Here is a 24084-nt window from a genome sequence, read left to right as displayed (position 1 = left end):
TCATGAAAACAATAGAAATATCTATCAATGCCCACGACGTCATTCAAAAGGTCGCTATCGAATGCGATCGACAAAATCGGACATTAACTTACATATTAGAAAGCGGCTTAAGAAAAACATATACAGCGCATGATCTTTACCTATGCCTTGGACTATTAAGAGCCGATTTTCCAGAAACGAAATTTTTATGCAAAGGGGCCAAACTCAACGTTTACCCCTCACGTATGTCATCGCAAATGTCTGCTGGGGTAGTGGCGTATGAACTACACATGGGCAAACCCGCCGAACCGGAAGATATCGTGAATATTTTCGATTATGAAGAAAACAAAATTACACAGGATATTCAAGAACAAAGGGATTACTACAAACGATGGATTGAGTCGCTCACAGAATAAATCCGTATATCTGCCTAAAATCACCCAGCACATAAAAGTCATTGATGGTGTTCAATGACAATTGATAAAAGAAACGTTTATTAAGGTGCTGCACAATCAACGAGCGGCGATTGCACCACAACGTTTATTCAGCTCGGTTCGCTTGAGCCGTCATCTCCAGCAATGTCCGGGTCATCAGGGTTCGCTTCCACGTCCCCACGCTTCACTTCCTCAGACGGCAATTGCTCCACAGCAGTGTCGTCATCAGGCGGACGTTGATCACGACTCAGGGGATTGGTCGGTGAAGGCAGCGGATATTCGGGGGTATCGTCGATGTCGGAGTCTTTCGGATCAGTGTTCATAAAGCACCTCTCGAGGGGCCTGAAAAGCAGGCCCTGAAGTTTCGAGGATGCGCCCTGCATTGCGTTCGATCAGAGAGACGATCGGTCGAGTCCGTCGCACAGCAGGGTCAATCTTCGTCCTCATCCTCTTCCTCGTCTTCGAACTCGATATTTCCGACGTCGCCCGCATCATCGGAATCATTGAGCGGCACTGTTGCGTCATCCATCAACGAACCTGGGTCTTCGTTTCCAGGATCGTTAATGAACGGAAGCCCGCTCGGGCCTTTTTCTTCCTTGCCTTCGGTTTCAGGCGTCATGGCATGCCTCATAACATTCTGGGGTGTATGAAGTTCGAGGCGGCCCACGACCAAACGTTCCAGAGTCCTGCTCCTGAAACGAAAAAACCCGGCGCTAGGCCGGGTTTCTGCTGTGACTCAATGACGAATCAGTGATGTTTGTTTCTGTGCTTATTTTTATGCTTATGATTGTAGCCGTTACCGGAGTGCGAACTGCCGCTGTCGTTACCCAAGTTGTTGCCTACTGCCCCACCCGCCGCGCCGCCCAGGCCTGCACCGATAGTGGAACCGGTCTTGCCACCCAGGCTGTTGCCGATCACCGAGCCACCGGCCGACCCTAAACCACCACCAATAGCCGCTTCTGTGCGACTGCCTTTGTTCGCACCGACCGCGCTACCTGCCGCGCCGCCTACACCGGCGCCAATCGCGGCACCTGTGCTGCCGCCCATTTGCTGGCCGACCACGTTACCTAGCGCACCGCCAATACCACCGCCAACGGCAGCGGTGCCGTCACCGGCAGCCATTGCACCTTGAGCGACCAAGAGTCCCAGAACCAATGTGGACAATGTCAAACGCATGATATGAACCTCTAAATTCCGTATCGGGGGTAAGAGAACGCGTTACGGATGGCGTGAGTCTAGCTTTTTCATCACACCAGCGCTGATTGTTGGACAACAGTAGATTCAAAGAGCGTGAAGAAAAAAATATCTAGATACAAAAAGCCCGGCATCAAGCCGGGCTTTTTGAGCTGATCGATCTGGATCAGTGACGCTTGTGACCTTTGGCCAGGTTGCTGCCCACGCCGCCGCCCAATGCGCCGCCCAAGCCTGCGCCGATGGTGGAACCGGTCCTGCCGCCCAGGCTGTTGCCGATGATCGAACCGCCGGCCGCGCCGACACCACCACCAATGGCGGCTTTAGTGCGGCTGCCTTTGCGTGCGGCAACGGCACTGCCGGCTGCGCCCGCTACACCAGCACCAATCGCTGCACCGGTGCTGCCGCCCATGCTCTGGCCGACCACATTACCCAGCGCGCCACCCAAACCACCACCGATGGCGGCAGTGCCATCACCCGCAGCCATCGCACCTTGAGCAACCAAAAGCCCCAGAACCAAAGCAGGCAGTGTTAAACGCATGACAAGAACCTCAAAAAAGGGGGTAACCGAAAGGGACGAGATTGAATGCTTTAGAGGAGACAAAGTCCAGACACGCACGGGTACAACCTCGCAATAGGCGACGGTTGGACAGCAATTTTGGAAAAGGTTTTATGACAGGCAAAAAAAAGCCCGCTGGGGAACGGGCCAGGTACTGCTTTCTAACGGATGAGTTGAGCCTACGTAGATAGGTGTGAAAAGTTTGTGAAAAAAAACCAACAGCGTGTTGTGTATCTGTAGTCCAAATCCCGACAGCGGACCTTGTGAAAATAAAAACCCCGCTCAATGGCGGGGGCTGTCCGTTTGACGGTTACTTCCCGGAAGGCGCCGGCACCCTCTTGGGCAAGAAATTCGCCTTTTCGGTTCGGGGCTTCTTGGATTTCACTTTGGCGACCTGGACCCGATCTTCACCAAAGCCCGACACATACTCCGCTTGACCACACTGCACGCAATTGTTAATCGGAAACTCAGACCCGTCGTCTTCGATATACGAATCAGCCATACCTTTCCCCTCTCAAAAAAGGGTCGACACCGGCAAGCCCTATTTGCCTGAAAAATATCGACCTTTAACGCTTTTGAGACTAGCCAGTCATTACCGGACTTGTAGTTCGAATTATTGCATCCCGACGAACGGCCTCGTCACCATATTCACCTCAACTTGACCGCCGTCCCGGTCACAAACACCACCACCATCCCGCCCTTCCCGGCCGGCATGCTGATCTCATAATCAAGCCCCACCACCGCATCAGCCTGAAGTGCCCGCGCCCGCTCCTTCAACTCATCGGTGGCCTGAATCCGTGCTTCCTTCAACGCCCGCTCCAATGTCTGAGAGCGCCCACCGAAAAAATCCCGCATCCCGGCGAACATATCGCGAACAACGTTGACCCCCTGCACCGACTCGGCACTGACGATGTCCAGGTAGGCGGTGATTTGTCGGCCTTCGATGGTGTGGGTTGTGGTGGTGATCATTAAATTTCCTTCTTCATGGCCCGGGGATAATGACTCAAGGCAGCCTGGACAGGTGTTGAGCCAACGCATCAAACGCCGGCAAGGTGACCGGATCATTAGCCGAGTTACTGGCGACCGGATGGGAGGCGTAGCGAACAATCACCATTTCGGCTTTCGGGTCGACATAAATGCGTTGCCCATGGACCCCGCGCGCCATGAAGGCTCCGCCCTCTTTGTTGGTCACCCACCACATCGAACGGTAACGCGCAAGCCCGTGTTCAAGCCGCCGCCAGCAAACGGGGTGCCAATGGAATCCACCGTGAAATAGGCGTCCTGCTCAACCCCCAAACGGCTCCAGATCCGCTCCGACAACAATTGTGCGACGTTGCGACCGGTCGCTCGAGCGGGCTTGGGCAGTCCAACAGGTTAAAGCAACTTGACCAACACAGTTGTGACAGTGGCCACCGTGCCAATCAACCCAGTCGCTACAGCCACCGGATACCAAAAAGTTTCACGGGTCATCTTCCCGGCCTCGGCGTTCAGCTTGCGCTGCTCAGCCATCAGCTTGACGATCTCCACGTGAACCTTTTCCAGTTCCGCCTGTTCCATGGTGAGTTCCTGCATAACGTGCGTTTGTCCTTCCAGATAATAGGCCGCGTCATGTGCCTTGCCGTTGATTCATTTTGTACGCCAAAGGCGTAAAGCGAATACCCCTCACGAAACGGCTCGTGTCAGGTGCCGAAACCTATGAGAGCACCCAGCTACCTGGCTTTCCAGCATGACTTCCCACATGCCTATCAGCCGTCCTACATGAATTTCGGAAGCGTCTTCGCCGATGGGCTTGGGTCAATATCATTGGCATCCACGAATTCCAGACGCCAGAAACCACAAAACCCCTGACTTCTTTCGAAATCAGGGGTTTTGGTTACATCGAATTTGGCGGTGAAGGAGAGATTCGAACTCTCGATACAATTTCTTGTATACACACTTTCCAGGCGTGCTCCTTAAGCCACTCGGACACTTCACCGTATCTCGTCAAACATGTTCTGTCTGTCGAGGCGCGCTAATGTAGTCGAAAGCTTTTCCGATGGCAAACTTTTTTTGCAGAATTTTCATGCGCTTAGCGTTTTAGTCGTTCGAGCAGGTTCCAGTCCATGGCAAACCCGCCAATCTCCGGCGTCGCGCCCGCTTCTATATAGAGGGAAATGCGCGGCGGGCGTGGCGGGCGACGCTTGCCGGGCGGGGAAAGGGTGACTGGGCGGTCAGTCACGGCGCTTTACCTGGCCTGCGGCGGTGAGTAACGTCTGCCCTACTTTATTGAAAGGATTAGCGTCATGAGTGAGTTGATTTCTTACCATCTCGAAGACGGTATCGCGACCCTGACCTTGAGCAATGGCAAGGTCAATGCCATCTCTCCGGACGTGATTGCTGCGTTTAACGCCGCGCTGGATCAGGCCGTGACTGATCGTGCGGTGGTGATCATTACCGGTACGCCCGGGATTCTGTCGGGCGGTTATGACTTGAAGGTGATGACCTCAGGTCCTAAAGAAGCCATGGCGCTGGTGACTGCCGGTTCGACCCTGGCCCGTCGCCTGTTGTCGCACCCGTTCCCGGTGATCGTGGCGTGCCCTGGGCATGCGGTGGCCAAGGGCGCGTTCCTGCTGTTGTCGGTGGATTACCGCATTGGTGTCGACGGCCCATTCAGCATTGGCCTGAACGAAGTGCAGATCGGCATGACCATGCACCACGCCGGTATCGAACTGGCCCGCGATCGTCTGCGCAAGTCGGCATTCCATCGCTCGGTGATCAACGCTGAGATGTTTAATCCGCAGAGTGCCGTGGATGCCGGTTTTCTCGACCTGGTGGTTTCGGCCGAAGAGCTGCAAGGCGCGGCGTTGGCGGCGGCTCGTCAGTTGAAGAAGATCAACATGATCGCTCACAAGAACACCAAGCTCAAAGTGCGCAAAGCGCTGCTGGAGACGCTGGACAACGCGATCATCCTGGATCAGGAACCTTTGGTTTAAGTCCAAACCTGCAAAACCGAAAAGCCCGACGGTCGTGTCGGGCTTTTTCTTACGCTCCCCGTTGAAAAGCCTACAACCGCTCTAGATCGCGTCTGACCCATAAGTCGGAAACATGCGCTCAAACATCGCCCATCTCCCACCTCTATAGTGGTAATTGCCGAAAACAGTGCACATCCGTACACTGCGCCACCTTTTGTCCCGGTGGGCCTGTAAATGCTGTTTGTGTTTCGTATGTTATTGATGGGCCTGCACTTTATTCTGGCCGGTGTGCTTGGGGTGTTTCTGGGTCTGTGCCGTCCGTTCAATCCGGACAACAGCCGTTTGTGCGCGCGTCTTTATGCATGGCCAGCGATGTGCATTTTGCGTCTGCGGGTGAAGGCTGACGTCGGACCGCTGATGGATAAACCCGACAGCTGCGTGATCATCGCCAACCATCAGTCCAACTACGATCTGTTTGTGTTCGGCAACGTGGTGCCCCGCCGCACCGTGTGTATCGGCAAGAAGAGTCTGAAGTGGGTGCCGCTGTTTGGTCAGTTGTTCTGGCTGGCGGGCAATGTGCTGATCGATCGCGGCAATGCGCAGAAAGCGCGCCAGTCGATGCTGACCACTACTCACACGCTGCAGAACGAAGACACTTCGATCTGGGTCTTCCCGGAAGGCACGCGTAATCTGGGCGAAGAGTTGCTGCCGTTCAAGAAAGGCGCCTTTCAAATGGCCATTGCCGCCGGCGTGCCGATTGTTCCGGTGTGTGTCAGCAGTTACGTTAAACACATGCGATTGAACCGTTGGCGCAGTGGGAAAATTCTGATCCGCTCGTTACCGGCGATTCCTACGGCCGGATTGAGCCTGGATGACATGCCGCTGCTGATTGCCCAGTGCCGCGAGCAGATGCGCGAGTGCATCGCTTCGATGGATCGGCAACTGCAAGTCGCATAAAAGAAACCCGCCTTGTGCGGGTTTTCTTTTGCCTGTGAGCTTTTGCCTGCGAACTCAGCAGATTTCACTGACTCTCAAGCAGTAGACAGGGCTAAGCTGGAGACTGCCTGCCACTGCCATCTTTGCTAATAGAAAGCTGCCAATAAGAAGTGAATCACTATCATGGGTAGAGTTGTTGCTGCTGCGGTTTATAGCGCCGGTAAAAAAGTCACCAATATCACCCTCGATGAAGGCGCTGCCTGGGCGGCAAAGCCTGGCCACTTTGTCTGGATCGGTCTTGAAGAGCCGAACGCCCAGGAGCTGTTCAACCTGCAACGCCAGTTCAACCTGCACGAACTGGCCATCGAAGACGCCCTGGAAAAACACAGTCGACCGAAACTGGAAACCTTCGGTGACGCACTGTTTATCGTCACGTACTCGCCTATCCGAAATGAAGGAAAACTGGAGTTCATCGAGACTCATATCTTTGCCGGCAAGGGCTACATCATTACCGCACGCAACGGTCACTCGGCGTCCTACGCCCATGTCCGACAGCGTTGTGAGGCGCGTCCGCTGTTGCTGGAGCACGGGGAAGATTTCGTACTCTATGCCATCCTCGACTTCGTGATCGAAAACTACCAGCCCATGGGCGAAGCGATCCACGCAGAGATCGATGAGCTGGAACGCAACGTCATGTGTAGCTCCCTGAACGAGCGCGACATTCAAAAACTCCACAGCCTGCGCCGCGATGTACTGCGCTTGCGCCGGTTTGCGGCGCCGATGGTGGAGATCGGTGAAGAATTGCAGAAGCTGAGTTTCCCGTTCATCGACAAGAACATGCGCCCGTACTTTCGCGATGTGCAGATCCACGTGACGCGGCAGATGGAAGACCTGACGACCCTGGCGGACATTGCCAGCCAGACGATTGAGGTCGGGGTGTTGCTGGAGGCGTCACGCCAAAGCGTGGTGCAGCGCAAGTTTGCGGCGTGGGCGGCGATTCTGGCGTTCCCGACGGCGGTGGCGGGGATATACGGGATGAACTTTCAGGACATGCCAGAGTTGAGTTGGCATTACGGGTATTTCGGGGTGTTGGGGGTTATTGCGGTGGGGTGTGTAAGTTTGTGGGCGAGTTTCAAGAAATCCGGGTGGTTGTGACAGGCGTTGTGGCGAGGGAGCTTGCTCCCTCGCCACAGGTTCTTTGTCTGCCCTTTAAACCGACTCGGATGCTGGCTTGTGCGCCACAAACCGCATCATCCACTCCGCCACAGTAGTGCCATGATGCTCGTGTTCCAGGCTCGCCATACCTTTCGAATAGATCTGCTCGCCCAGCGCTTCCTGACGGATATCCAACAGCGCGCGCGAGTAATCGTGAATGAACTCCGGATGCCCCTGGAAGCACAGCACCTGATCGTTGATGTGGTACGCGGCGAACGGGCAGAAATCGCTGGAAGCAATGACCGTGGCGTTTGCCGGGAGCGCGGTGACCTGATCCTGGTGGCTGATCAATAAGGTCAGTTCTTCCCTCACCGGGCTCATCCACGGCGCCTTGGCGGCGAGTTTGTACTTGTGGGTGCCGACGCCCCAGCCTTGGGTCGCACGTTCACTCTTGCCGCCCAGCAGCAGCGCCAACAGTTGATGGCCGAAGCACACGCCCAGCAGTTTGTCGCCGCGCTCGTAGCGGGTCAGCAGGTAAGCCTTGAGGGTTTCAATCCACGGGTCGGTGCCAAAGGAGTCGGCCTTGCTGCCAGTGACCAGATAGGCGTCGAAGCTCAGCTCATCGCCGGGATATTCGCCCTGCATCACGTTGTACACAGTGAACTCGGCAGCGATGGGTTGCTGCGAAAACAGACGCTGGAACATCTGCCCGTACCCCTGATATTGATCGACCAGTTCCGGACGCAGGATGTCGGTTTCCAGAATGCAGATGCGTAACGACATAAAAAATACCTGACACATGATGGGAATAATGCACACCCCAGAGCCTGCCTTGAAACACAGTGGCAAGGCAAGCCCCGGAATGCGTCACCCGTCCCCTAGAACGCCTCCCCTTTAGCCGCTTTCTCCAGCAATAGCGCGGGCGGAGCGAATCGTTCGCCATATTGCTCCGCCAGGTACTGGGCACGGGCGACGAAATCTTTCACGCCGTACTGATTGATGAACTGCAGCGCGCCACCGGTCCAGGCGGCGAAGCCGATACCGAAGATCGAGCCGACGTTGGCGTCCGCCGTCGAGGTCAACACCCCCTCCTCCACACAGCGCACGGTTTCGATGGCTTGCACGAACAGCAGTCGATCACGCACGTCCTTCGGCGAAATCTGCCCGTCAGCCTTCTCGAAACGGCTTTTCAGCTCTGGCCACAGATACTTTTGCCCACGGGCCGGATAATCGTAGAAACCACCACCAGCAGCCTTGCCCGGACGCTTGTATTCGTTGAGCAGCAAGTCAATCACGGCGAATGCCGGGTGCTCAATCAGCGGTTTCCCTTCTGCTTGCAGGTCTTTGGCGGTTTGCTGACGGATATGGCTCATCAGGCTGAGGGAAACTTCGTCGGAGATCGCCAGAGGTCCGATCGGCATGCCGGCCTTGCGCGCTTCGGTCTCGATCATCGGCGCGCTCACGCCTTCGCCCAGCATGGCGATGCCTTCGTTGGTGAATGTGCCGAACACCCGCGAGGTGAAGAAACCGCGACTGTCGTTGACCACAATCGGGGTTTTCTTGATTTGCAGGACGAAATCGAACCCGCGAGCCAGGGTTTCGTTGCTGGTGTGGGCGCCTTTGATGATTTCCACCAAGGGCATTTTCTCCACGGGGCTGAAGAAATGCAGGCCGATGAACTTGCTCTGATCCGGCACGGCGGTCGCGAGGCCGCTGATTGGCAAGGTCGACGTGTTGGAAGCTATCACCGCATCCGGGCCAACGACTTTTTGCGCTGCCGAAGAGACCTTGGCTTTCAGATCGCGATCTTCAAACACCGCTTCAATGATCAGATCACAACCGGCCAGATCGGCATCGCTTTCAGTGGGGTGAATTCGCGCCAGCGTTGCATCGCGCTGATCGGCACTCAATTGGCCACGCGCAACCTTCTTGTCCAGCAGCGCCGCCGAATGAGCCTTGCCCTTTTGTGCCGCCGCAAGATTGATGTCCTTGAGCACCACGTCGATGCCGGCCGACGCGCTGGCAAAGGCAATTCCAGCGCCCATCATGCCTGCGCCCAGCACACCCACGCGACGCGTCACGTAAGGTGCAAAGCCCTGAGGCCGCGAGCTGCCGGCATTGATTTCGTTGAGCTGGAACCAGAACGTGCCGATCAGGTTTTTCGACACCTGGCCGGTGGTCAATTCGGTGAAATAACGGGTTTCGATCAAATGCGCGGTGTCGAAATCCACCTGGGCACCTTCCACCACGGCGCAGAGGATTTTCTCTGGCGCGGGCAGGCAGCCCTGGGTTTTGCTGCGCAGGATCGACGGCGCGATGGCCAGCATTTGCGCGACTTTCGGGTCCGACGGCGTGCCCCCCGGAATCTGGTAACCCTTCACGTCCCAGCGCTGCACCGCTGAAGGATGGGCGATAATCCAGGCGCGGGCCTTAGCCAGCAGTTCATCACGATCCGCCGCCAACTCATCAATCAAACCTGCCCGCAATGCCTGTTGCGGCCGGACTTTTTTGCCTTCGAGCAGATAGGGCAAGGCTTTTTCAATACCCAGCATCCGCACCATGCGCACCACCCCGCCACCGCCCGGCAACAGGCCGAGGGTCACTTCCGGCAGGCCGAGTTGTACCGATGGGTTGTCCAGCGCCACTCGGTGATGGCACGCCAGGCAGATTTCCCAACCGCCGCCCAACGCGGCGCCGTTGATCGCGGCGACCACCGGTTTGCCGAGGGTTTCCAGGGTTCGCAGCTGCCCTTTTAACGTCAGCACCATGTCATAGAAGGCTTTGGCTTCAGGTTTGCCGACCTTGATCAGTTCATTGAGGTCGCCGCCAGCAAAGAAGGTTTTCTTGGCCGAGGTGATGATCACGCCGGCGATGGTGTCTTTGTCGGCAACCAGTCTGGCAACACACGCGGCCATGGCTTCGCGGTAGACCGCGTTCATGGTGTTGGCGCTCTGGCCCGGCATGTCGATGGTCAGGACGACGATCTGGTCCTGGCCTTTTTCGTAACGGATGGCTTCAGTCATGATGAAAGTGCTTCCTTGAAAGTCGGTCGGGGGCTCAGAGGCGTTCGATGATGGTGGCGATGCCCATGCCGCCGCCGACACACAACGTCGCGAGGCCATAGCGCAGGCGCCGGGTTTCCAGTTCATCGAGCAGCGTGCCGAGGATCGCGCAGCCAGTGGCGCCCAGCGGGTGACCCATGGCGATGGAGCCGCCGTTGACGTTGACCTTATCCGGGTCGATGGCCATGTCCTTGATGAATTTCAGCACTACCGAGGCGAAAGCTTCGTTGACCTCGAACAGGTCGATGTCTTCAACCCGCAGCCCGGCCTTGGCCAGTGCCTTGCGGGTGGCCGGCGCGGGGCCGGTGAGCATGATGGTCGGGTCGGTGCTGGTGACGGCGGTGGCGACGATCCGTGCCCGCGGCTGCAAACCCAGCGCCCGGCCCTTGGCCTCGGAGCCGATCAGCATCAGCGCCGCGCCATCGACGATCCCGGAACTGTTACCCGCCGTGTGCACGTGGTTGATCCGCTCGACATGGCTGTAGACCCGAAGCGCGGTGGCATCGAAGCCCATTTGCCCGATCATCTCGAAGCTCGGCTTGAGCTGGCCCAAGCCTTCCATGGTCGATCCGGCGCGGATGAATTCATCGTGATCGAGCAGGATAATGCCGTTCTGGTCCTGCACCGGCACCAGCGACTTGTTGAACGAACCGTCGGCCCTTGCCCGCGCAGCCTTTTGCTGAGAGTGCAGCGCATAGGCATCGACGTCTTGACGGCTGAAGCCTTCCAACGTGGCTATCAGGTCAGCGCCCACGCCTTGAGGGGCGAAATGGCTGTGAAAATTGGTTTCCGGGTCATGTGCCCAGGCGCCGCCATCGCTGCCCATCGGCACGCGGGACATGGACTCGACGCCGCCGACCACCACCAGGTCTTCGAAGCCGGAACGCACTTTCATCGCGCCGAGGTTCACCGCCTCCAGCCCCGAGGCGCAGAAGCGGTTGATCTGCAAACCCGCCACGCTGACGTCCCAATCCGCCACCTGGGTCGCGGTTTTGGCGATGTCGGAACCCTGGTCGCCGATGGGCGTCACGCAGCCAAGTACCACATCGTCGACCTGACTGGTATCGAGAGACGTACGCTGTTGCAGCGCGGTGAGCAGCCCGGCTACCAGGTTCACCGGTTTGACGCTGTGCAAGGCGCCATTGGCCTTGCCTTTGCCGCGGGGCGTGCGTAACGCGTCGAAAATCAAAGCTTGGGTCATGACGTCCTCGAACCTGAGCGGGGAGTAAATGCAGAGCCCCCACCTTAGGCCGAGCAGCCCTGGATTCAATGACCGCAGTGCTCACAGACGTTGACGGTCACGCTCAGACGGACGGTAGGCAGCGACCGAATTAACCGATTGAGGACACCGAGCTGTCTAGCAAAAGGGCGCCCAAGAAGCTGGCAATAGGCCTCATGTCTTTTTAATAGCCATTTAGGTGAAGTCCATACGAAATGGATCTAAACCAAGCGTGACGCGGGCTCTAAGGTGAAGTTGTACGAAGTTGTCGTCGGGTTTTGCCGAGGCGCTCGTCAAACAGGAAGTGCAACGCTCTGCCGTCATGGAGAAATGCAGGCAGGCATCAGGAAATAACAATAAAGGCGGTCAAGCCATGTTCAAACAATCGAAAGTACGTCAAGCCGGGCTCATTCTTTTTGCCACTACGCTGTTGTTGATTTTGCCGAACCTGACCAAGGTGATCGGCTAGTCGGTCATTAAAAAATACGGCGCCGGGTTTTATATCGCCCTCTAAAAATGTGACTGGTTCGCTACCCGGGCCAGCGTGGGTGTGCCAACCTTTGCGGCACTTCCACGACATGGACGGCGATCATTTGAAAACGCTCATTCTGTTCGGGGCCTTGCTGCTCAGCACGCCTCTGTCTGCCGCACAGCTGAACCTTGAGCTCGGCGCGAGCAGTCGCACCTGGCAAACCGAGGAGTTGCTCAAGCATCCTCAGGTTCAGACCATCACCATCAGCAACGACGTTTCCTACAAACGGGACATGAGCTATCGCGCTGTTCCGGTGGCTGCGTTGTTGACGGGCATCAAACCTGAAGACCATTTACAGGCGGTAGCCCTGGATGGTTTTGCCGCAGAACTGTCAGCCGCGCCGTTGCTCAATACCCAGGGTGCGCGTGCATGGCTGGCGATTGAAGAACCCGCCAAACCGTGGCCACCGCTGTCGGAAGGCAAACCCGGCGCCGGGCCGTTCTATCTGGTCTGGACCGATCCGCAGGCGGGCGATATCAGCCCCGAGCAATGGCCCTTTCAAGTGGCGAGCATCAAGCGCTTGGCACCGGTGGCCGAGCGCTTCCCTGCCCTGCTGCCCGATCCGGCGTTGAAGGCTGACGATCCGGTGAACAAGGGCTTTGCGCTGTTTCAGAAGAATTGCCTGGCGTGCCATCGATTGAACGGCGCCGGGGATGCGCAGTTTGGGCCGGACCTGAATATTCCGTTTAACCCGACCGAGTATTTTGGCGCGGATTTCCTCAAGCGCTACATTCGTGATCCGCAGAGCTTGCGTCAGTGGCCTCAGGCGAAGATGCCCGGGTTCTCGGCGACGGTGTTGCCGGACGGGGATCTGGAGAGGTTGGTGGGGTATTTGAAGCACATGGCTGGGCGAAAAGTTAAGCCCTGACACCATTCCCCCATGTAGGAGTGAGCCTGCTCGCGATGGCGGACTTCCAGTCAATTAATGTGTGACTGATAAGCCGCTATCGCGAGCAGGCTCACTCCTACAGTGGGTTTGTGGTGTTGCGGGTTACTGTTGCTGGACGGAGATCACCGGCAAAGGCATCGGTATCGGTGTCGGTGACACAAACACCTTCGCATGCATCTGCTCGCAACCACCGCCACGCCGCATGCCACGCACCGGGCAGGCATCCAGGTAATCCAGACCCACCGCCAGTTTCAAATGACGCTCAGGCCGCGCCAATTCATTGGTCACGTCGAAGCTGTACCAGGCGTCATCGAGCCAGGCTTCCGCCCAGGCATGACTGGCCAGGTGTTCGCTGTTCTCGCTGTACAAATAGCCCGACACATAACGCGACGGAATGCCCAGGCTGCGAGCGCAGGCGAGAAACGCGTGGGTGTGGTCCTGACAGACGCCCGAACGCCCGGCGAAGGCCTGCGCGGCGCTGGTGTCCACTTCGGTGGAGCCCGGTGTGTAGGTCATGTGCTGGTTCAGGCCATGCATCAAGTCGATCAGCGCCGTGCGATCCCGGCGCTGCTTGCATTCCTTCTCGGCGAACGCACGCAGGGCTTCGTCGGCTTCGGTCAGGCGAGTGAAACGCAAGAACGGCAGCGCCGACTGGCTTTCATGTTCCGCCTCGCGCAATTCGTCGATGTCCACCTGCCCACGAGCACCGATGATGATCGCCTCGTGGGGCTCGTCCATGGTCAGCACGTGCAGGATGTTACCGAACGGATCGAGTTGCGCGCGCACCGGGCGCGGCAAGTCGAGCTGCCAGCTGAGCACGTGCTGGCGTTCGCTGTCGTGGGGTGTCAGTCGCAGGTACTGGATGCTCGCCCGCACCTGATCTTCGTAGTGATAGGTGGTCTCGTGGCTAATGGAAAGTCTCATGCAGCCTCCAGGTAGGAACTGTGTATGGCGTTACCCAACTGGCGCACCAGCGGGATGAACTCGGTCAGCCAGGCGTGCAGGCCTTCGTCGAGAATTTCGGTGATGCCGGTGTAGCGCAGGCGTGCGTCCATTTCCGCTGCCAGGCGTTGCGCGGGACGGCCGTTGGCCCCCGGCAACTGGGCAAGGATCTGGTCGATTTCTTCGGTGCAGGCGCGCAATGAACGCGGCACGTCAGCCCGCAGCAGTAGCAACTCAGCCACATGCCGGGCGCCGGGCGCATCGCGGTAGATCTCGGTATAGGCCTCGAACGAGGACAACGCCCGCAGCAAGGCACTCCACTGGTAATACGCGTGAGCGGTGCCATCGCTGACCGCCTCGGCCTGATCGCCCGCCATTTCGTAGCGGGCATCGAGCAGGCGCAACGTGTTGTCGGCCCTTTCGATAAATGTCCCCAGACGAATGAAGCGGAACGCATCGTTACGCATGATCGTGCCGTAGGACGCGCCGCGGAACAGGTGGGAACGTTCCTTGATCCACTCGCAGAATCGACTCATGCCGTAGCGACTCAAGCCCTGATCGGCAATCCCGCGAATTTCCAGCCAGGTGGCGTTGATGTTTTCCCACATGTCGGCGGTGATTCGCCCACGCACCGCATGGGCACTGGCCCGTGCGGCGCCGAGGCAGCTGTAGATGCTCGCCGGGTTGGCCGCATCCAGGGCGAAGAAATGCAGCAGCCGTTCAGCGTGCAAGTCGCCGTGGCGCTCCAGGTAATCGTCCAGGGTGCCGGTGATCAACAACGGCATGGCGAGTTCATGCAGGCCATCACCACGGCCATCCTGTGGCATCAGCGACAGCGAATAACTGATGTCGAGCATCCGTGCGAGGTTTTCCGCCCGCTCCAGGTAACGCGACATCCAATACAAATCCGAGGCAGTTCTACTTAACATGGCAGGCTTCCTTCAATCCTCGACCACCCAGGTGTCCTTGGTTCCACCGCCCTGGGATGAATTCACCACCAGAGAGCCTTCGCGCAGGGCAACACGGGTCAAACCGCCGGGCACAACCCGGGTTTCGCGGCCAGACAATACAAACGGACGCAGGTCGATGTGGCGTGGCGCGATGCCGTTTTCGACAAAGGTCGGACAGGTCGACAGGGACAACGTCGGTTGCGCGATGTACGCATGGGGCTTGGCTTTGATCCGCGCGCGGAATGATTCGATTTCCGCCGCCGTCGCCGCCGGCCCGACCAGCATTCCGTAACCGCCGGAGCCCTGGGTTTCCTTGACCACCAGCTCTGGAAGATTGGCCAGTACGTGGGACAACTCGGAGGGATTACGACACTGCCACGTCGGCACATTCTTCAGGATCGGTTCTTCATCCAGGTAGAAACGGATCATGTCCGTGACGAATGGATACACCGACTTGTCGTCCGCGACCCCGGTGCCGATGGCATTGGCCAGCACGACGTTGCCGGAGCGATACGACGACAGCAGCCCTGGAACGCCAAGCATCGAGTCCGGGTTGAACGCCAGCGGATCGAGGAACGCATCGTCGAGGCGACGGTAGATCACGTCGACGGCTTTCGGCCCGTCCGTCGTGCGCATGAACACCTTGTCATCCCGCACGAACAGGTCCGCGCCTTCCACCAGCTCAACGCCCATTTCCCGCGCCAGAAACGCATGTTCAAAGAACGCGCTGTTGAAACGACCCGGCGTCAGCACCACCACGCTCGGGTTATCAATCGGGCTGGAGCTTTTCAGGGTGTCGAGCAACAGGTTCGGATAATGATCGATAGGGGCGATGCGCTGGGCCGCGAACAACTCGGGGAACAACCGCATCATCATCTTGCGGTCTTCCAGCATGTAGCTGACGCCGCTCGGTGTACGAAGATTGTCTTCAAGCACGTAGTACGTGCCGTCGCCATCGCGCACCAGATCGACACCGGAGATGTGGGAATAGATATCGCGGTGCAGATTCAGCCCTTGCATCGCCAACTGGTATTGCTCGTTGGCCAGCACTTGCTCGGCCGGGATGATGCCGGCCTTGATGATGCGCTGCTCGTGATAGAGGTCGGCGAGGAACATGTTCAACGCCTTGACCCGCTGAATGCAGCCGCGCTCGACCACTCGCCATTCACTGGCGGGGATGCTGCGGGGGATGGTGTCGAAGGGAATCAGGCGCTCTGTCCCTTGCTCATCACCATAGAGCGTGAAGGTAATCCCGGCGCGATGAAATAACAGATCGGCCTCGCGTCGCCGTTGTGCCAAAAGCTCGTCAGGCGTTTCGGCCAGCCAACGGGCAAACTCCCGATAATGCGGGCGGACCTGGCCGCCGGCATCGTACATCTCATCAAAATAGGTGCGGATCATGCCGTACTCCTTGTCACCCGGACATCTGGGCTTCGCAAAGCCCGTGCCATCGGCATAAACGCTTTGATATCAATCAGTTGGATTATCGCACTGCACGCACCGCACCAATCCTGTGCGGTAAATGCCCCCACCTGATCGCCCCCGCTTCATTGCGAAGCAATGTTGTCGCCTATCACCAGCATAGCCAGAGTTGATTTCACTGCCCGGGAGTCGCTGCGGATAATCCGCGCATTCGCTGAAAATCTTGACGAACTTCCCTTTAGCCGCCTGTTTAGGTGGCTTTTTTTTGCGTTTTTGAAACGTTATGAATCAAAAACACAATCAAGAGATCGCAGCCTCGTTTCACTCGACAGCTGCTACAGGAGAACGCATTCCAAGGCTGCGATCTTTTGATCTTTCCGAACCCCACAAACGAAAACGGCCAACCCGAAGGTCAGCCGTTGCTGAGTGTTGTCACTGTTCATAAGTTATGCGAGTCGCCCTCGTACCTCCTGCTTGACGCCCCATCCTTCGATGATGCCGCCCAAAGGCTCGACCACCGCCTCGAAATCCTGCTCAAAATCGCCAATGCCGTCATAAGTGGCGTACATCACTTTGCTCAGTTCCAGGTACCACGCGCCGTCGTCGCGCACGCTGATTTGTGCATTCAAGGATTCACCACAGTAATGCCCTGCCGCCCTGCGCGCCCGCTCCTCGTCCGGGAAAATGGCGTAGAACTCGATGGGATGGAATCGTGAAAAGTCGAAACCGCCTTCTTTCATGCGGCGCAAGACGCTGGTGCTGATGTCTTCTTGATAGGCTGTGCTCATGAAACGTCCCCCTCAGACTGATGGATAGACTTTCCGTATTCCCGGCACTCGCAACCGAATGGGGCGAGCGATGCGGCAACAACGTTGCCGGTGGGAAGCAAGCATGTAGCTGACAAGACCAGACCTTAGCGATCCGTTCGCTGATCTCGATTGCAGAGTAGCCTCAAGAGAGAGCCGCTGCCAAGGCCTGGTTAGGAATGTGACAGGAGATGTTCAGATTGGCGTGATGCCGAGGATTTCAATGCTGTTCTGGGTCTTCAAACTTTTGACAGTCGGATCATCAGTGCGCCCTTCCAGATCGTTGAGGTCCAGTTCGGCAGCCACGGGCAGACGCCGGGCAAGAATGAGTTTCGCGGCTTGCTCGTTGTTCGGGCATTCATCGCTCTCGAACACCTCGTCAACTTGTTCACCGTGATCATCAACGAAAGTGACTTTCCACTTTTGCATCAGGTGCCTCCTCGATCAAAACTGCGAATGGGCCTACCACTATCTCGACCTTGTACCCCGGCCAATCGTTCAACCGGTCCCTCTATAAGTGAAGCATGAAAAAAGGGCCATCTGCGGTGTGTTTTCACACAACCTCAGTGGGCCCTTTGTGGCTTGCTCGATATCAGTCGTTGCTAGGCTTGTTCACAGCCTGCAGGACGTATTGCGGCAAGGCGAACGCGCCGATGTGGATTTCCGGATTGTAGTAACGGGTGATGATGCCGCTGCCGGCGAAGCGCTGCTGCAGGGTGTCGCGGGACAATTTGCGATAGGCGGTATTGGTCGCGCCCCAGGCGAAGGTCATGGCGCCGCCGATGTAGGTCGGCACGGCCGCCTGATAGAAGTGCCAGTCCGGGAACAGGCTGCGCAGACGCCCTGCGGTGGTTTTGACTTCTTCGATTTGCATGAATGGCGTGCCGTTCTGGGTCACCAGGATGCCGCCTTCGTTCAGGCAGCGACGGCAGGCCTGGTAGAAGTTTTCCGAGAACAGCACTTCGCCCGGGCCGATCGGGTCGGTGGAATCGGAAATGATCACGTCGAATTTTTCGGTGGTGGTGGCGACGAAACGCATACCGTCGTCGATCACCAGGTTCAGGCGTGGATCGTCGAACGCACCCTTGGAGTGGTTCGGCAGGAATTGCTTGCACATCTCCACCACGGTGCCGTCGATCTCGACCATGGTGATGTGCTCGATGCTGCGGTGCTTGGCCACTTCACGCAGCATGCCGCCGTCGCCGCCACCGATGATAAGCACGCGCTTGGCGGTGCCATGCGCCAGGATCGGCACGTGGGTCAACATCTCGTGGTAGATGAATTCGTCGGCTTCGGTGGTCTGGATCACGCCGTCCAGCGCCATGACGCGGCCCATGCGCGGGTTTTCGAAAATCACCAGGTGTTGGTGTTCGGTGCGCACTTCGTGCAACAGTTTTTCCATGCGAAAACGCTGGCCGTAACCGTCGTAGAGGGTTTCCAGGTACTCGCTGGTCGGGGTGTTGCTCATGGGAAGTGCTCCGATGAATGCGGGTGGCAAGGCGCGAATTCTACGTCGCGGGATATGACAGGTCGAACCTCGCTTGACGCCTCGACACAATCCCCTGTGGGAGCTGGCTTGCCTGCGATGGGATCGCCGCGGTATGCCTGACAGACCGTGCCGCCTGAATCGCAGGCAAGCCAGCTCCCACAGGTTCGGTGTCGTTTTCGGGGGATGCAGTCAGATCCGGACGTTGCCTCGTGGCCCGGCGATGGCCCAGATGATCAGGCCCAGCACCGGCAGCAGCAGGATCAGCAGTACCCAGATGATTTTCATCCCTGTGTCGGCACCACTTTTGAGCACGTTGATGATTGCCCAGATATCCAGGGCAAGAATAATCAGGCCAACCAGACCGTTGAACGTGGAACCCATGGTGTCGCTCCCTAAGAGTGATATGCACTCTTAGGATAGCCGGGCCTTGCGAGGGTTCCGCTTTTTAAACGTGGACGGCGATTTTGAGGGCTTCCAGCGAGGGTGCGGCAGCGATGCCGACTTGGGCGCACAACTCGAGCACGCGCGGCACGTCGTTGCCGTAGACCAGCACCACTTGCAGTTCGTCGTCGAGCAACTGGCTGAAGTTCATCAGCGTGTAACCGCCGTTTTCCTTGTTCATGCTGCCCATCTGCACCTGAATGCGATTGAGCGCAGTCAGGGCTTCAGTCTTGGCCAGCTGCTTGGGCTTGATATTGAAATCAACACCGGGGCCGAATGACGAAACGATCTGGGCGAACAGGTCCTCATAGGTGTCGGCCTGGAACAGCACGGTCTCTGGAAGACTGCCGACGACGACCCACTCGCCCAGCGGAATCGGGAACGTTTCGTCGTAGTTGATATCCGGATTGGCCGTCAGAAAAGCCTCGGGATCGGCGTAGGCCTGGGCCGCTTCGTCAGCGACTTTCAGGATTTCGTCATCGCTCATGCACCCGGAGCTGATTTTGCTGATGAGTTCGACGAGTGCGGCTTTCATGGGGCGGAATCCTGTAGCGAGGGAAATTTGAAGGCGCGAAGGATAGCGCATTACGCCCCGCAATTCCTGTGCGCGAGCAGGGCCGGGATTGTTGACGCACATCAAGATCCGGCACCCTGAGTAGCGGCACAATACTGGCACCTTGCCGAAACTGTTTCCGCTATCAGAGAAGACCTCCATGGTTGCCTGGCTTAGCAATATCTCGCTGAAATACAAATTCTGGGCGGTCAACGCCGTCGCCTTCGTCACGACCTTGCTGCTGGTGTTGTACGCCGTACAGCTCGAACAACAGGCCCGCAGCCATGCGTATCAGGCATCGGCTCAAGCCCAGGCGCGACTGCTCAGCGCCTGGCCCGCCGGGCAGCCGCTCCCCAAAGCCGATAACGTGATGACCTTCAGTCGGGGGCAGGCACCGTTGCTGAACGGGCAGCCGGTACTGGAACTGGCCGATACTAATGGTTGGGTCGAAATCAATGCCATGCCGCTGTTCGGCGACAACCCGTTGATGGGGGCTGAAGTGTTTACCCGCACGGATGGCAATCAGGTCGCGGTGATTGCCCATGGCCCGAGCCTGACCCAGGTATTTGGCGAGCGCTTTGCCAACTATGCCGTGGCGGTGGCGATCCTGATGCTGGCGATGCTCGGCGCTTCGCAATTGTTGATTCGCTTCCTGCTCAGCCAGCTCAATACGCTGAAGGACGTGATGCTTCACGTTGAGAAAACCGGTGACCTGTCGGCCCGTGTGCCGCTGGCCTGCACTGACGAAGTCGGGCAGATGGCCAATGCCTTCAATGCCATGCAGGCCGGTTACCAGCGGGTGGTCAACACCGTTGCCAGCACCGCCCGGCAACTGGATGTCGGCGCGGCGCGGCTGGCGTTGAGCATGAACGAGGTGCGTCACGGCATGCTCGGCCAGCAAAGCGAAACCGATCAGGCCGCCACGGCGATCAACGAAATGACCGCCACGGTCTATCACATTGCCCAGCACGCCGGCGCCACCCGCGACCTCTCGCAAACCGCCGACACCCTGGCCGGCAGCGGGCAGGAAGTGGTCAGCCGGGTGCAGAAGTCGATTGCCGGCCTGTCCAGCGGCGTGCAGCAGACTGCCGAGATGATTCAGCGTCTGGCCGAGGACAGTCAGAAGATCAACGGCGTGGTCAGTGTGATTCACAGCATCGCCGAGCAGACCAATCTGCTGGCGCTGAACGCGGCGATTGAAGCGGCCCGCGCCGGTGAAATGGGCCGCGGGTTTGCGGTGGTTGCCGATGAAGTGCGCAACCTGGCCAAACGTGTCCAGATCTCCACTGACGAGATCACCCTCATGGTTTCCGCGCTGCAGGCCGGGACTCGGGACGCGGTGGATTTCATGCAGGAAAGCTCGTTCAAGGCCGACGATTGCGTGCAGCAGGCTCAGGAGGCCGGCGCAGCCTTGGCGGAGATCACCAGCGCGGTGGCACAGATGCGCGAAAGCAACACGCAGATCGCGGTGGCGGCCGAGCAGCAGAGCCATGTGGCGGAAGAGATGAATCGGGCGGTGGTGAGCATTCGGGATGTGACCGAGAACACCGTGCAGCAGACCGTGGATTCGGCGACGACCAGCAATGAGCTGGCGGCGTTGGCCGGGGAGTTGAGCAAGGCTATCGGTCAGCTCAAGCTGTAAGGGCCTCATCGCGAGCAAGCTCGCTCCCACAGGGTTAGCGCCATTTCAATATTTGCGCATTACCTGTGAGAGCGAGCTTGCTCGCGATAGCGTCAGCCCGGCCAACATCAAATTTGGACATGACACCTATCACTTCGATAGCCAGCCTTGATTCGCCGACTGGTTTGCCCCGGCCTATTCTTTGTTCAAGAGCCTCAACGAACCAAGGATTACCATCATGGGCAAACGTCACCCCAACCTCCCCGCCTGGCAATGGCGAGCGTACCCGAACAATCACCAGCACCCGACCAATCTGGTGCTGCACCTGATTGCCGTGCCGCTGTTCATCGTGGCGTTTCTGCTGATTGTCTCGGGGGTGTTCAGTCTGAGTTTTGCCAATGTCGCGATTGGCGTCATCGGTCTGCTCGCCGCCCTCGGCTTGCAACGCCACGGTCATAGCCTGGAGGCGCAAACCGCCGAGCCGTTCAGTGATCGCAAAGATGCCGTGTCGCGCTTGCTGGTCGAGCAGTTTCTGACCTTCCCACGGTACTTCCTGAGCGGCGGCTGGTGGCGCGCCTGGCGTGAGCGCCACCGTCGTCACTGATCAGGCGAAAATCGTCACCGTCTGCCGGCTCATGGCAATCAACTGACCGTCCGCGTTCCACAATTTCGCGGCCGCATGACCGTAGCCGTCAGCGGCATGTTCGGTTTCGACGAGGTATTTGCACCAGTCCAGCGTGCTCAGTTCACGCAACGGCTGGACGAATTCGATGGTCCAGGTCAGCGTGCTGCCCATCGCCGGTTTACTCAGGTGCGGCATCAGGGCCGGTGGCCAGGCGTCGACCAGCGCCAAGATATGCGCTTCGCTGACCGCTTCTTCCTTCACGTCCCCACCCAAGCGCACCCAGCCGCCCATCTCGCGGGATTTGTTGCCCGTGAACGGCAGACCGCCGACACTCCAGCGCATCGCCAGATGCTGCATGAACTCCGGGAGTACGCCTTTGATGAACGGCAGTTCCTGACACTCGTCCCAGTGCTTCATCTCGGGTGCCGGTTTCGCGATCACCGCCACTTCCGATGGTCGCGAGGCGCCGAAACTGCCCTGGATCAACGTCACCACTTGCCCCTTCTGCATCGCCCGACCCAGCACCTGGCTGACCGCCTTCCCTTCGCGCAACACATCGACTTCAAAGCTGACCGGCACTTCAGGCTCGACCGGACCGACAAAGGTGATCGCCAGCGAACGCACCGGACGATCCGCCGGGACCTTCGCGCGCATGGCTTCGTACTGCAAGGCGGCCACCAGGCCACCGAAACTGGCACGCCCCTGAGCCCATTCGGCCGGGATAGACAGCTCCAACGGCTGGCGGCGGACAGCGTCGAGCAGATCGGAAAAACGCATGGAAACCTCGGTGCGGGAAAAGGATGAAGGGATCTTAACCAGCCTGCTGGGATGGCACAGCGCTTATTCCGGCCAAATTGACTGACAGATGAGCCGGATAGAGCCGCCGCCCTTTGTAGCAGCTGCCGAAGGCTGCGTTCGGCTGCATAGCAGTCGCTAATCCGGTTATCTCGGTATACCTGTAAACCGCATTGGCAGGTTTTACGACTGCTGCGCAGCCGAACGCAGCCTTCGGCAGCTGCTACATAGATCTGTCTTGTGGTGGTTTCAGGGTTTGAAACAGGTTGCGCTGAGTTTGTCGAGGACGCGGTCGGCGCAGCCTTCGGCCTTGGCCATTTCGGTTTTCCAGGCCTCGACGCAGGGCTGCAAATCGGTTTCCTTCTCAGCGATGGCCAGCCATTGCCAGCAATCGTGCCAATCGCCCAAGGCACCTTGCGCGGACTTCAAGCGCGGCATCGCTGCTTTCGGCAGTCGATCGAGTTCGGGATAGGCTTCGATGCCATAGCGCACGCGCTTGATCAGCAGGCGCAAACGGTGGCGATCATGCGCCGGATCGTGCAGGGCTTTGTCGAGTTTCTTCCACTGTTTGGCCAAACGTTTTTCGATGCGCTGACGCAAGCCCTTGAGCAAGCCTTGACGCTGGGAGGCCCGCAGAAAACGCGGAAAGGCGTCGAGGATCATCAGCAACTGCGCCACTTCAGGACTCGTCGCGACCGCCGGATAAGCCTCGGCCATCTGCGCCATACGCCGATGGGCAGCCTCGGGTTGATCATGTTCGAGCAGGTACGCCGCCAGCACTTCGCGATCGCGCAACGGCGTGGTCAGGTCGCCGACCCGGGACGCCGCTGCTTCCAGCTGTTCGACTCCGGGCAAACCGCGCAATGGCCGCAGCAGACTGCGTAAACGGCGAACCGTGGTACGCAGATCGTGCAGCGCTTCAGGGTCGGTGCGCGCATTCAAGCGTGCCTGACAGGCCAGCACACGGACTTCCAGACCCAGGACATGGGCCACCAACCGGTTAATCATGGGGGTTTACTCCGTAAACAGCTGCAAGCCGCCAGCCGAAATCCGGGGCGACCGACTTATTGCTTGCAGCTAAGAGCTTAGAGCTCCTTTCAGCGCCCCGCGCGCGATTCACGAATATAAAAACGCGCCTTCTCGGCCTTCTTGGCGCAGCCTTCGAACCCTTCAAATTGCTGCTGAGTTTTGGCCGCCGTCAACAGCGACAGGGCCTTGGAGTAGCTGACGGTTCCGGCGAAACCTTCGGCCTTGGCCAGATCCAGTTCATGCCACGCCGCATCAAGCCCGCTACCGCAGCTATCACGGTAAGCGGTTTTTCCGGCGCAACCGGCAAGTGCCAGGGCAAGTAAAGGCACACAGATCCAGGCTTTCATTAATCACACCTCAAAGATAGGTAAACAATCGTGCAGTTAAGACGGTCTGGCACGTGAAAAGTGCCTTGGCCCCGTCTCGGAAAATCTAGTGCTCGCGAGAATACCCATCTGCAGCCAAAGAGTGTCGAAAAAACGACGCCCTCGCCTCGCGGAACGA

The 24084-nt window shown here is 58.2% G+C and carries 28 protein-coding genes, 1 tRNA gene and 1 pseudogene; 7 read left to right on the top strand and 23 right to left on the bottom strand.

The genetic code is table 11. From position 1 onward, the window contains the following. The first annotated feature begins 2 nt into the window (after nucleotides 1-2). Nucleotides 3-395 (top strand): hypothetical protein, encoded by a 393-nt coding sequence (locus ABH912_RS30135; protein WP_429512502.1) that lies wholly within the window; start codon nucleotides 3-5, stop codon nucleotides 393-395. Nucleotides 396-523: 128 nt separating this feature from the next. On the opposite strand, the gene ABH912_RS30130 is transcribed toward ABH912_RS30135, so the two are convergent. From ABH912_RS30130 to ABH912_RS30090, 9 genes and pseudogenes are all read right to left on the bottom strand, one after another. Continuing rightward, nucleotides 524-736, bottom strand: a complete 213-nt coding sequence (locus ABH912_RS30130) for a hypothetical protein (RefSeq protein WP_429512500.1) — start codon at nucleotides 734-736, stop codon at nucleotides 524-526. A 107-nt stretch (nucleotides 737-843) separates the two neighbouring features. Beyond that, nucleotides 844-1032 carry a hypothetical protein gene (locus ABH912_RS30125; protein WP_046047922.1) on the bottom strand — a complete coding sequence of 63 codons (189 nt, stop codon included), beginning with the start codon at nucleotides 1030-1032 and terminating at the stop codon, nucleotides 844-846. A 128-nt stretch (nucleotides 1033-1160) separates the two neighbouring features. After that, a complete protein-coding gene (locus tag ABH912_RS30120; protein ID WP_033055722.1) occupies nucleotides 1161-1589 on the bottom strand; it encodes a glycine zipper domain-containing protein in 429 nt (142 codons plus the stop codon). A 184-nt stretch (nucleotides 1590-1773) separates the two neighbouring features. Next, nucleotides 1774-2145, bottom strand: coding sequence for a hypothetical protein (locus ABH912_RS30115; RefSeq protein ID WP_033055724.1), 372 nt, complete (start codon nucleotides 2143-2145; stop codon nucleotides 1774-1776). A 666-nt stretch (nucleotides 2146-2811) separates the two neighbouring features. Continuing rightward, entirely contained in the window at nucleotides 2812-3132 is a 321-nt protein-coding gene (locus ABH912_RS30110) for a YbjQ family protein (protein ID WP_033055729.1), read from the bottom strand. Nucleotides 3133-3166: 34 nt separating this feature from the next. Further along, nucleotides 3167-3516, bottom strand: a pseudogene (locus ABH912_RS30105) (6-aminohexanoate hydrolase); the annotation flags it as partial. 21 nt (nucleotides 3517-3537) lie between these two features. Next, complete coding sequence (locus ABH912_RS30100; RefSeq protein ID WP_082459027.1) at nucleotides 3538-3720, bottom strand: hypothetical protein; 183 nt, start codon at nucleotides 3718-3720, stop codon at nucleotides 3538-3540. 328 nt (nucleotides 3721-4048) lie between these two features. Further along, nucleotides 4049-4138, bottom strand: a tRNA-Ser gene (locus ABH912_RS30095). 93 nt (nucleotides 4139-4231) lie between these two features. Continuing rightward, on the bottom strand, nucleotides 4232-4381 hold the full coding sequence (locus tag ABH912_RS30090; protein ID WP_156363906.1) for a hypothetical protein: 150 nt from the start codon (nucleotides 4379-4381) through the stop codon (nucleotides 4232-4234). Between the two features lie 64 nt (nucleotides 4382-4445). Here ABH912_RS30090 and ABH912_RS30085 point away from each other — a divergent pair, with 64 nt between their 5' ends. The 3 genes from ABH912_RS30085 (at nucleotide 4446) to ABH912_RS30075 (ending at nucleotide 7205) form a co-directional block, all read left to right on the top strand. Beyond that, nucleotides 4446-5135: a crotonase/enoyl-CoA hydratase family protein gene (locus ABH912_RS30085; RefSeq protein WP_033055733.1), complete on the top strand. Its 690-nt coding sequence runs from the start codon at nucleotides 4446-4448 to the stop codon at nucleotides 5133-5135. A gap of 213 nt (nucleotides 5136-5348) precedes the next feature. Further along, a complete protein-coding gene (locus tag ABH912_RS30080; protein WP_429512497.1) occupies nucleotides 5349-6071 on the top strand; it encodes a 1-acylglycerol-3-phosphate O-acyltransferase in 723 nt (240 codons plus the stop codon). 162 nt (nucleotides 6072-6233) lie between these two features. Beyond that, a complete protein-coding gene (locus ABH912_RS30075) occupies nucleotides 6234-7205 on the top strand; it encodes a magnesium and cobalt transport protein CorA (protein WP_008148819.1) in 972 nt (323 codons plus the stop codon). Between the two features lie 54 nt (nucleotides 7206-7259). On the opposite strand, the gene ABH912_RS30070 is transcribed toward ABH912_RS30075, so the two are convergent. The 3 genes from ABH912_RS30070 to ABH912_RS30060 form a co-directional block, all read right to left on the bottom strand. Further along, entirely contained in the window at nucleotides 7260-7988 is a 729-nt protein-coding gene (locus ABH912_RS30070; protein ID WP_033055736.1) for an amidotransferase, read from the bottom strand. A gap of 95 nt (nucleotides 7989-8083) precedes the next feature. Further along, nucleotides 8084-10228 carry a 3-hydroxyacyl-CoA dehydrogenase NAD-binding domain-containing protein gene (locus tag ABH912_RS30065; protein WP_429512494.1) on the bottom strand — a complete coding sequence of 715 codons (2145 nt, stop codon included), beginning with the start codon at nucleotides 10226-10228 and terminating at the stop codon, nucleotides 8084-8086. Between the two features lie 34 nt (nucleotides 10229-10262). Continuing rightward, a complete protein-coding gene (locus ABH912_RS30060) occupies nucleotides 10263-11468 on the bottom strand; it encodes an acetyl-CoA C-acetyltransferase (RefSeq protein ID WP_033055739.1) in 1206 nt (401 codons plus the stop codon). A gap of 596 nt (nucleotides 11469-12064) precedes the next feature. On the opposite strand from ABH912_RS30060, the gene ABH912_RS30055 reads away from it, so the two are divergent. Further along, nucleotides 12065-12886 carry a c-type cytochrome gene (locus ABH912_RS30055; protein ID WP_033055740.1) on the top strand — a complete coding sequence of 274 codons (822 nt, stop codon included), beginning with the start codon at nucleotides 12065-12067 and terminating at the stop codon, nucleotides 12884-12886. A gap of 123 nt (nucleotides 12887-13009) precedes the next feature. Here the strand turns inward: ABH912_RS30055 and ABH912_RS30050 are convergent, their stop codons facing one another. The 8 genes from ABH912_RS30050 to ABH912_RS30015 form a co-directional block, all read right to left on the bottom strand. Next, on the bottom strand, nucleotides 13010-13831 hold the full coding sequence (locus tag ABH912_RS30050) for a transglutaminase family protein (RefSeq protein WP_033055741.1): 822 nt from the start codon (nucleotides 13829-13831) through the stop codon (nucleotides 13010-13012). Continuing rightward, nucleotides 13828-14778: an alpha-E domain-containing protein gene (locus ABH912_RS30045; protein ID WP_033055742.1), complete on the bottom strand. Its 951-nt coding sequence runs from the start codon at nucleotides 14776-14778 to the stop codon at nucleotides 13828-13830. Before ABH912_RS30045 ends, ABH912_RS30050 begins: the two co-directional genes overlap by 4 nt. 12 nt (nucleotides 14779-14790) lie before the next feature. Beyond that, nucleotides 14791-16200 (bottom strand): circularly permuted type 2 ATP-grasp protein, encoded by a 1410-nt coding sequence (locus tag ABH912_RS30040; protein WP_008148806.1) that lies wholly within the window; start codon nucleotides 16198-16200, stop codon nucleotides 14791-14793. Nucleotides 16201-16667: 467 nt separating this feature from the next. Continuing rightward, entirely contained in the window at nucleotides 16668-17009 is a 342-nt protein-coding gene (locus ABH912_RS30035) for a ribonuclease E inhibitor RraB (RefSeq protein ID WP_008148805.1), read from the bottom strand. A 213-nt stretch (nucleotides 17010-17222) separates the two neighbouring features. Continuing rightward, nucleotides 17223-17456, bottom strand: a complete 234-nt coding sequence (locus ABH912_RS30030; protein WP_033055743.1) for a hypothetical protein — start codon at nucleotides 17454-17456, stop codon at nucleotides 17223-17225. Between the two features lie 163 nt (nucleotides 17457-17619). Beyond that, nucleotides 17620-18495, bottom strand: coding sequence for a polyamine aminopropyltransferase (gene speE, locus ABH912_RS30025; protein ID WP_429512491.1), 876 nt, complete (start codon nucleotides 18493-18495; stop codon nucleotides 17620-17622). Nucleotides 18496-18705: 210 nt separating this feature from the next. Next, nucleotides 18706-18897: a PLDc N-terminal domain-containing protein gene (locus tag ABH912_RS30020; RefSeq protein WP_033055745.1), complete on the bottom strand. Its 192-nt coding sequence runs from the start codon at nucleotides 18895-18897 to the stop codon at nucleotides 18706-18708. A gap of 64 nt (nucleotides 18898-18961) precedes the next feature. Next, nucleotides 18962-19492 (bottom strand): hypothetical protein, encoded by a 531-nt coding sequence (locus ABH912_RS30015; protein WP_429512489.1) that lies wholly within the window; start codon nucleotides 19490-19492, stop codon nucleotides 18962-18964. Nucleotides 19493-19670: 178 nt separating this feature from the next. On the opposite strand from ABH912_RS30015, the gene ABH912_RS30010 reads away from it, so the two are divergent. Together ABH912_RS30010 and ABH912_RS30005 are read left to right on the top strand one after the other, a co-directional pair. Further along, entirely contained in the window at nucleotides 19671-21152 is a 1482-nt protein-coding gene (locus ABH912_RS30010; protein WP_429512487.1) for a methyl-accepting chemotaxis protein, read from the top strand. 217 nt (nucleotides 21153-21369) lie between these two features. After that, the gene (locus tag ABH912_RS30005; protein WP_033055752.1) at nucleotides 21370-21735 is read left to right on the top strand and encodes an Mpo1-like protein; all 366 of its coding nucleotides are present in this window, start codon (nucleotides 21370-21372) and stop codon (nucleotides 21733-21735) included. Here ABH912_RS30005 and ABH912_RS30000 read toward each other — a convergent pair whose 3' ends face one another. From ABH912_RS30000 to ABH912_RS29990, 3 genes are all read right to left on the bottom strand, one after another. Next, the gene (locus tag ABH912_RS30000; RefSeq protein WP_429512485.1) at nucleotides 21736-22533 is read right to left on the bottom strand and encodes an acyl-CoA thioesterase; all 798 of its coding nucleotides are present in this window, start codon (nucleotides 22531-22533) and stop codon (nucleotides 21736-21738) included. A 267-nt stretch (nucleotides 22534-22800) separates the two neighbouring features. After that, nucleotides 22801-23559, bottom strand: coding sequence for a CHAD domain-containing protein (locus ABH912_RS29995; RefSeq protein WP_429512483.1), 759 nt, complete (start codon nucleotides 23557-23559; stop codon nucleotides 22801-22803). An 89-nt stretch (nucleotides 23560-23648) separates the two neighbouring features. Further along, nucleotides 23649-23927: a hypothetical protein gene (locus tag ABH912_RS29990; protein ID WP_033055755.1), complete on the bottom strand. Its 279-nt coding sequence runs from the start codon at nucleotides 23925-23927 to the stop codon at nucleotides 23649-23651. Nucleotides 23928-24084: the final 157 nt, after the last annotated feature.

The sequence above is a fragment of the Pseudomonas sp. BT76 TE3572 genome (assembly GCF_050435365.1).
Classification (GTDB): domain Bacteria; phylum Pseudomonadota; class Gammaproteobacteria; order Pseudomonadales; family Pseudomonadaceae; genus Aquipseudomonas; species Aquipseudomonas fluorescens_W.
Note: the sequence above shows the minus strand (reverse complement) of the source record. Positions and strands in the feature narration are given on the sequence as shown.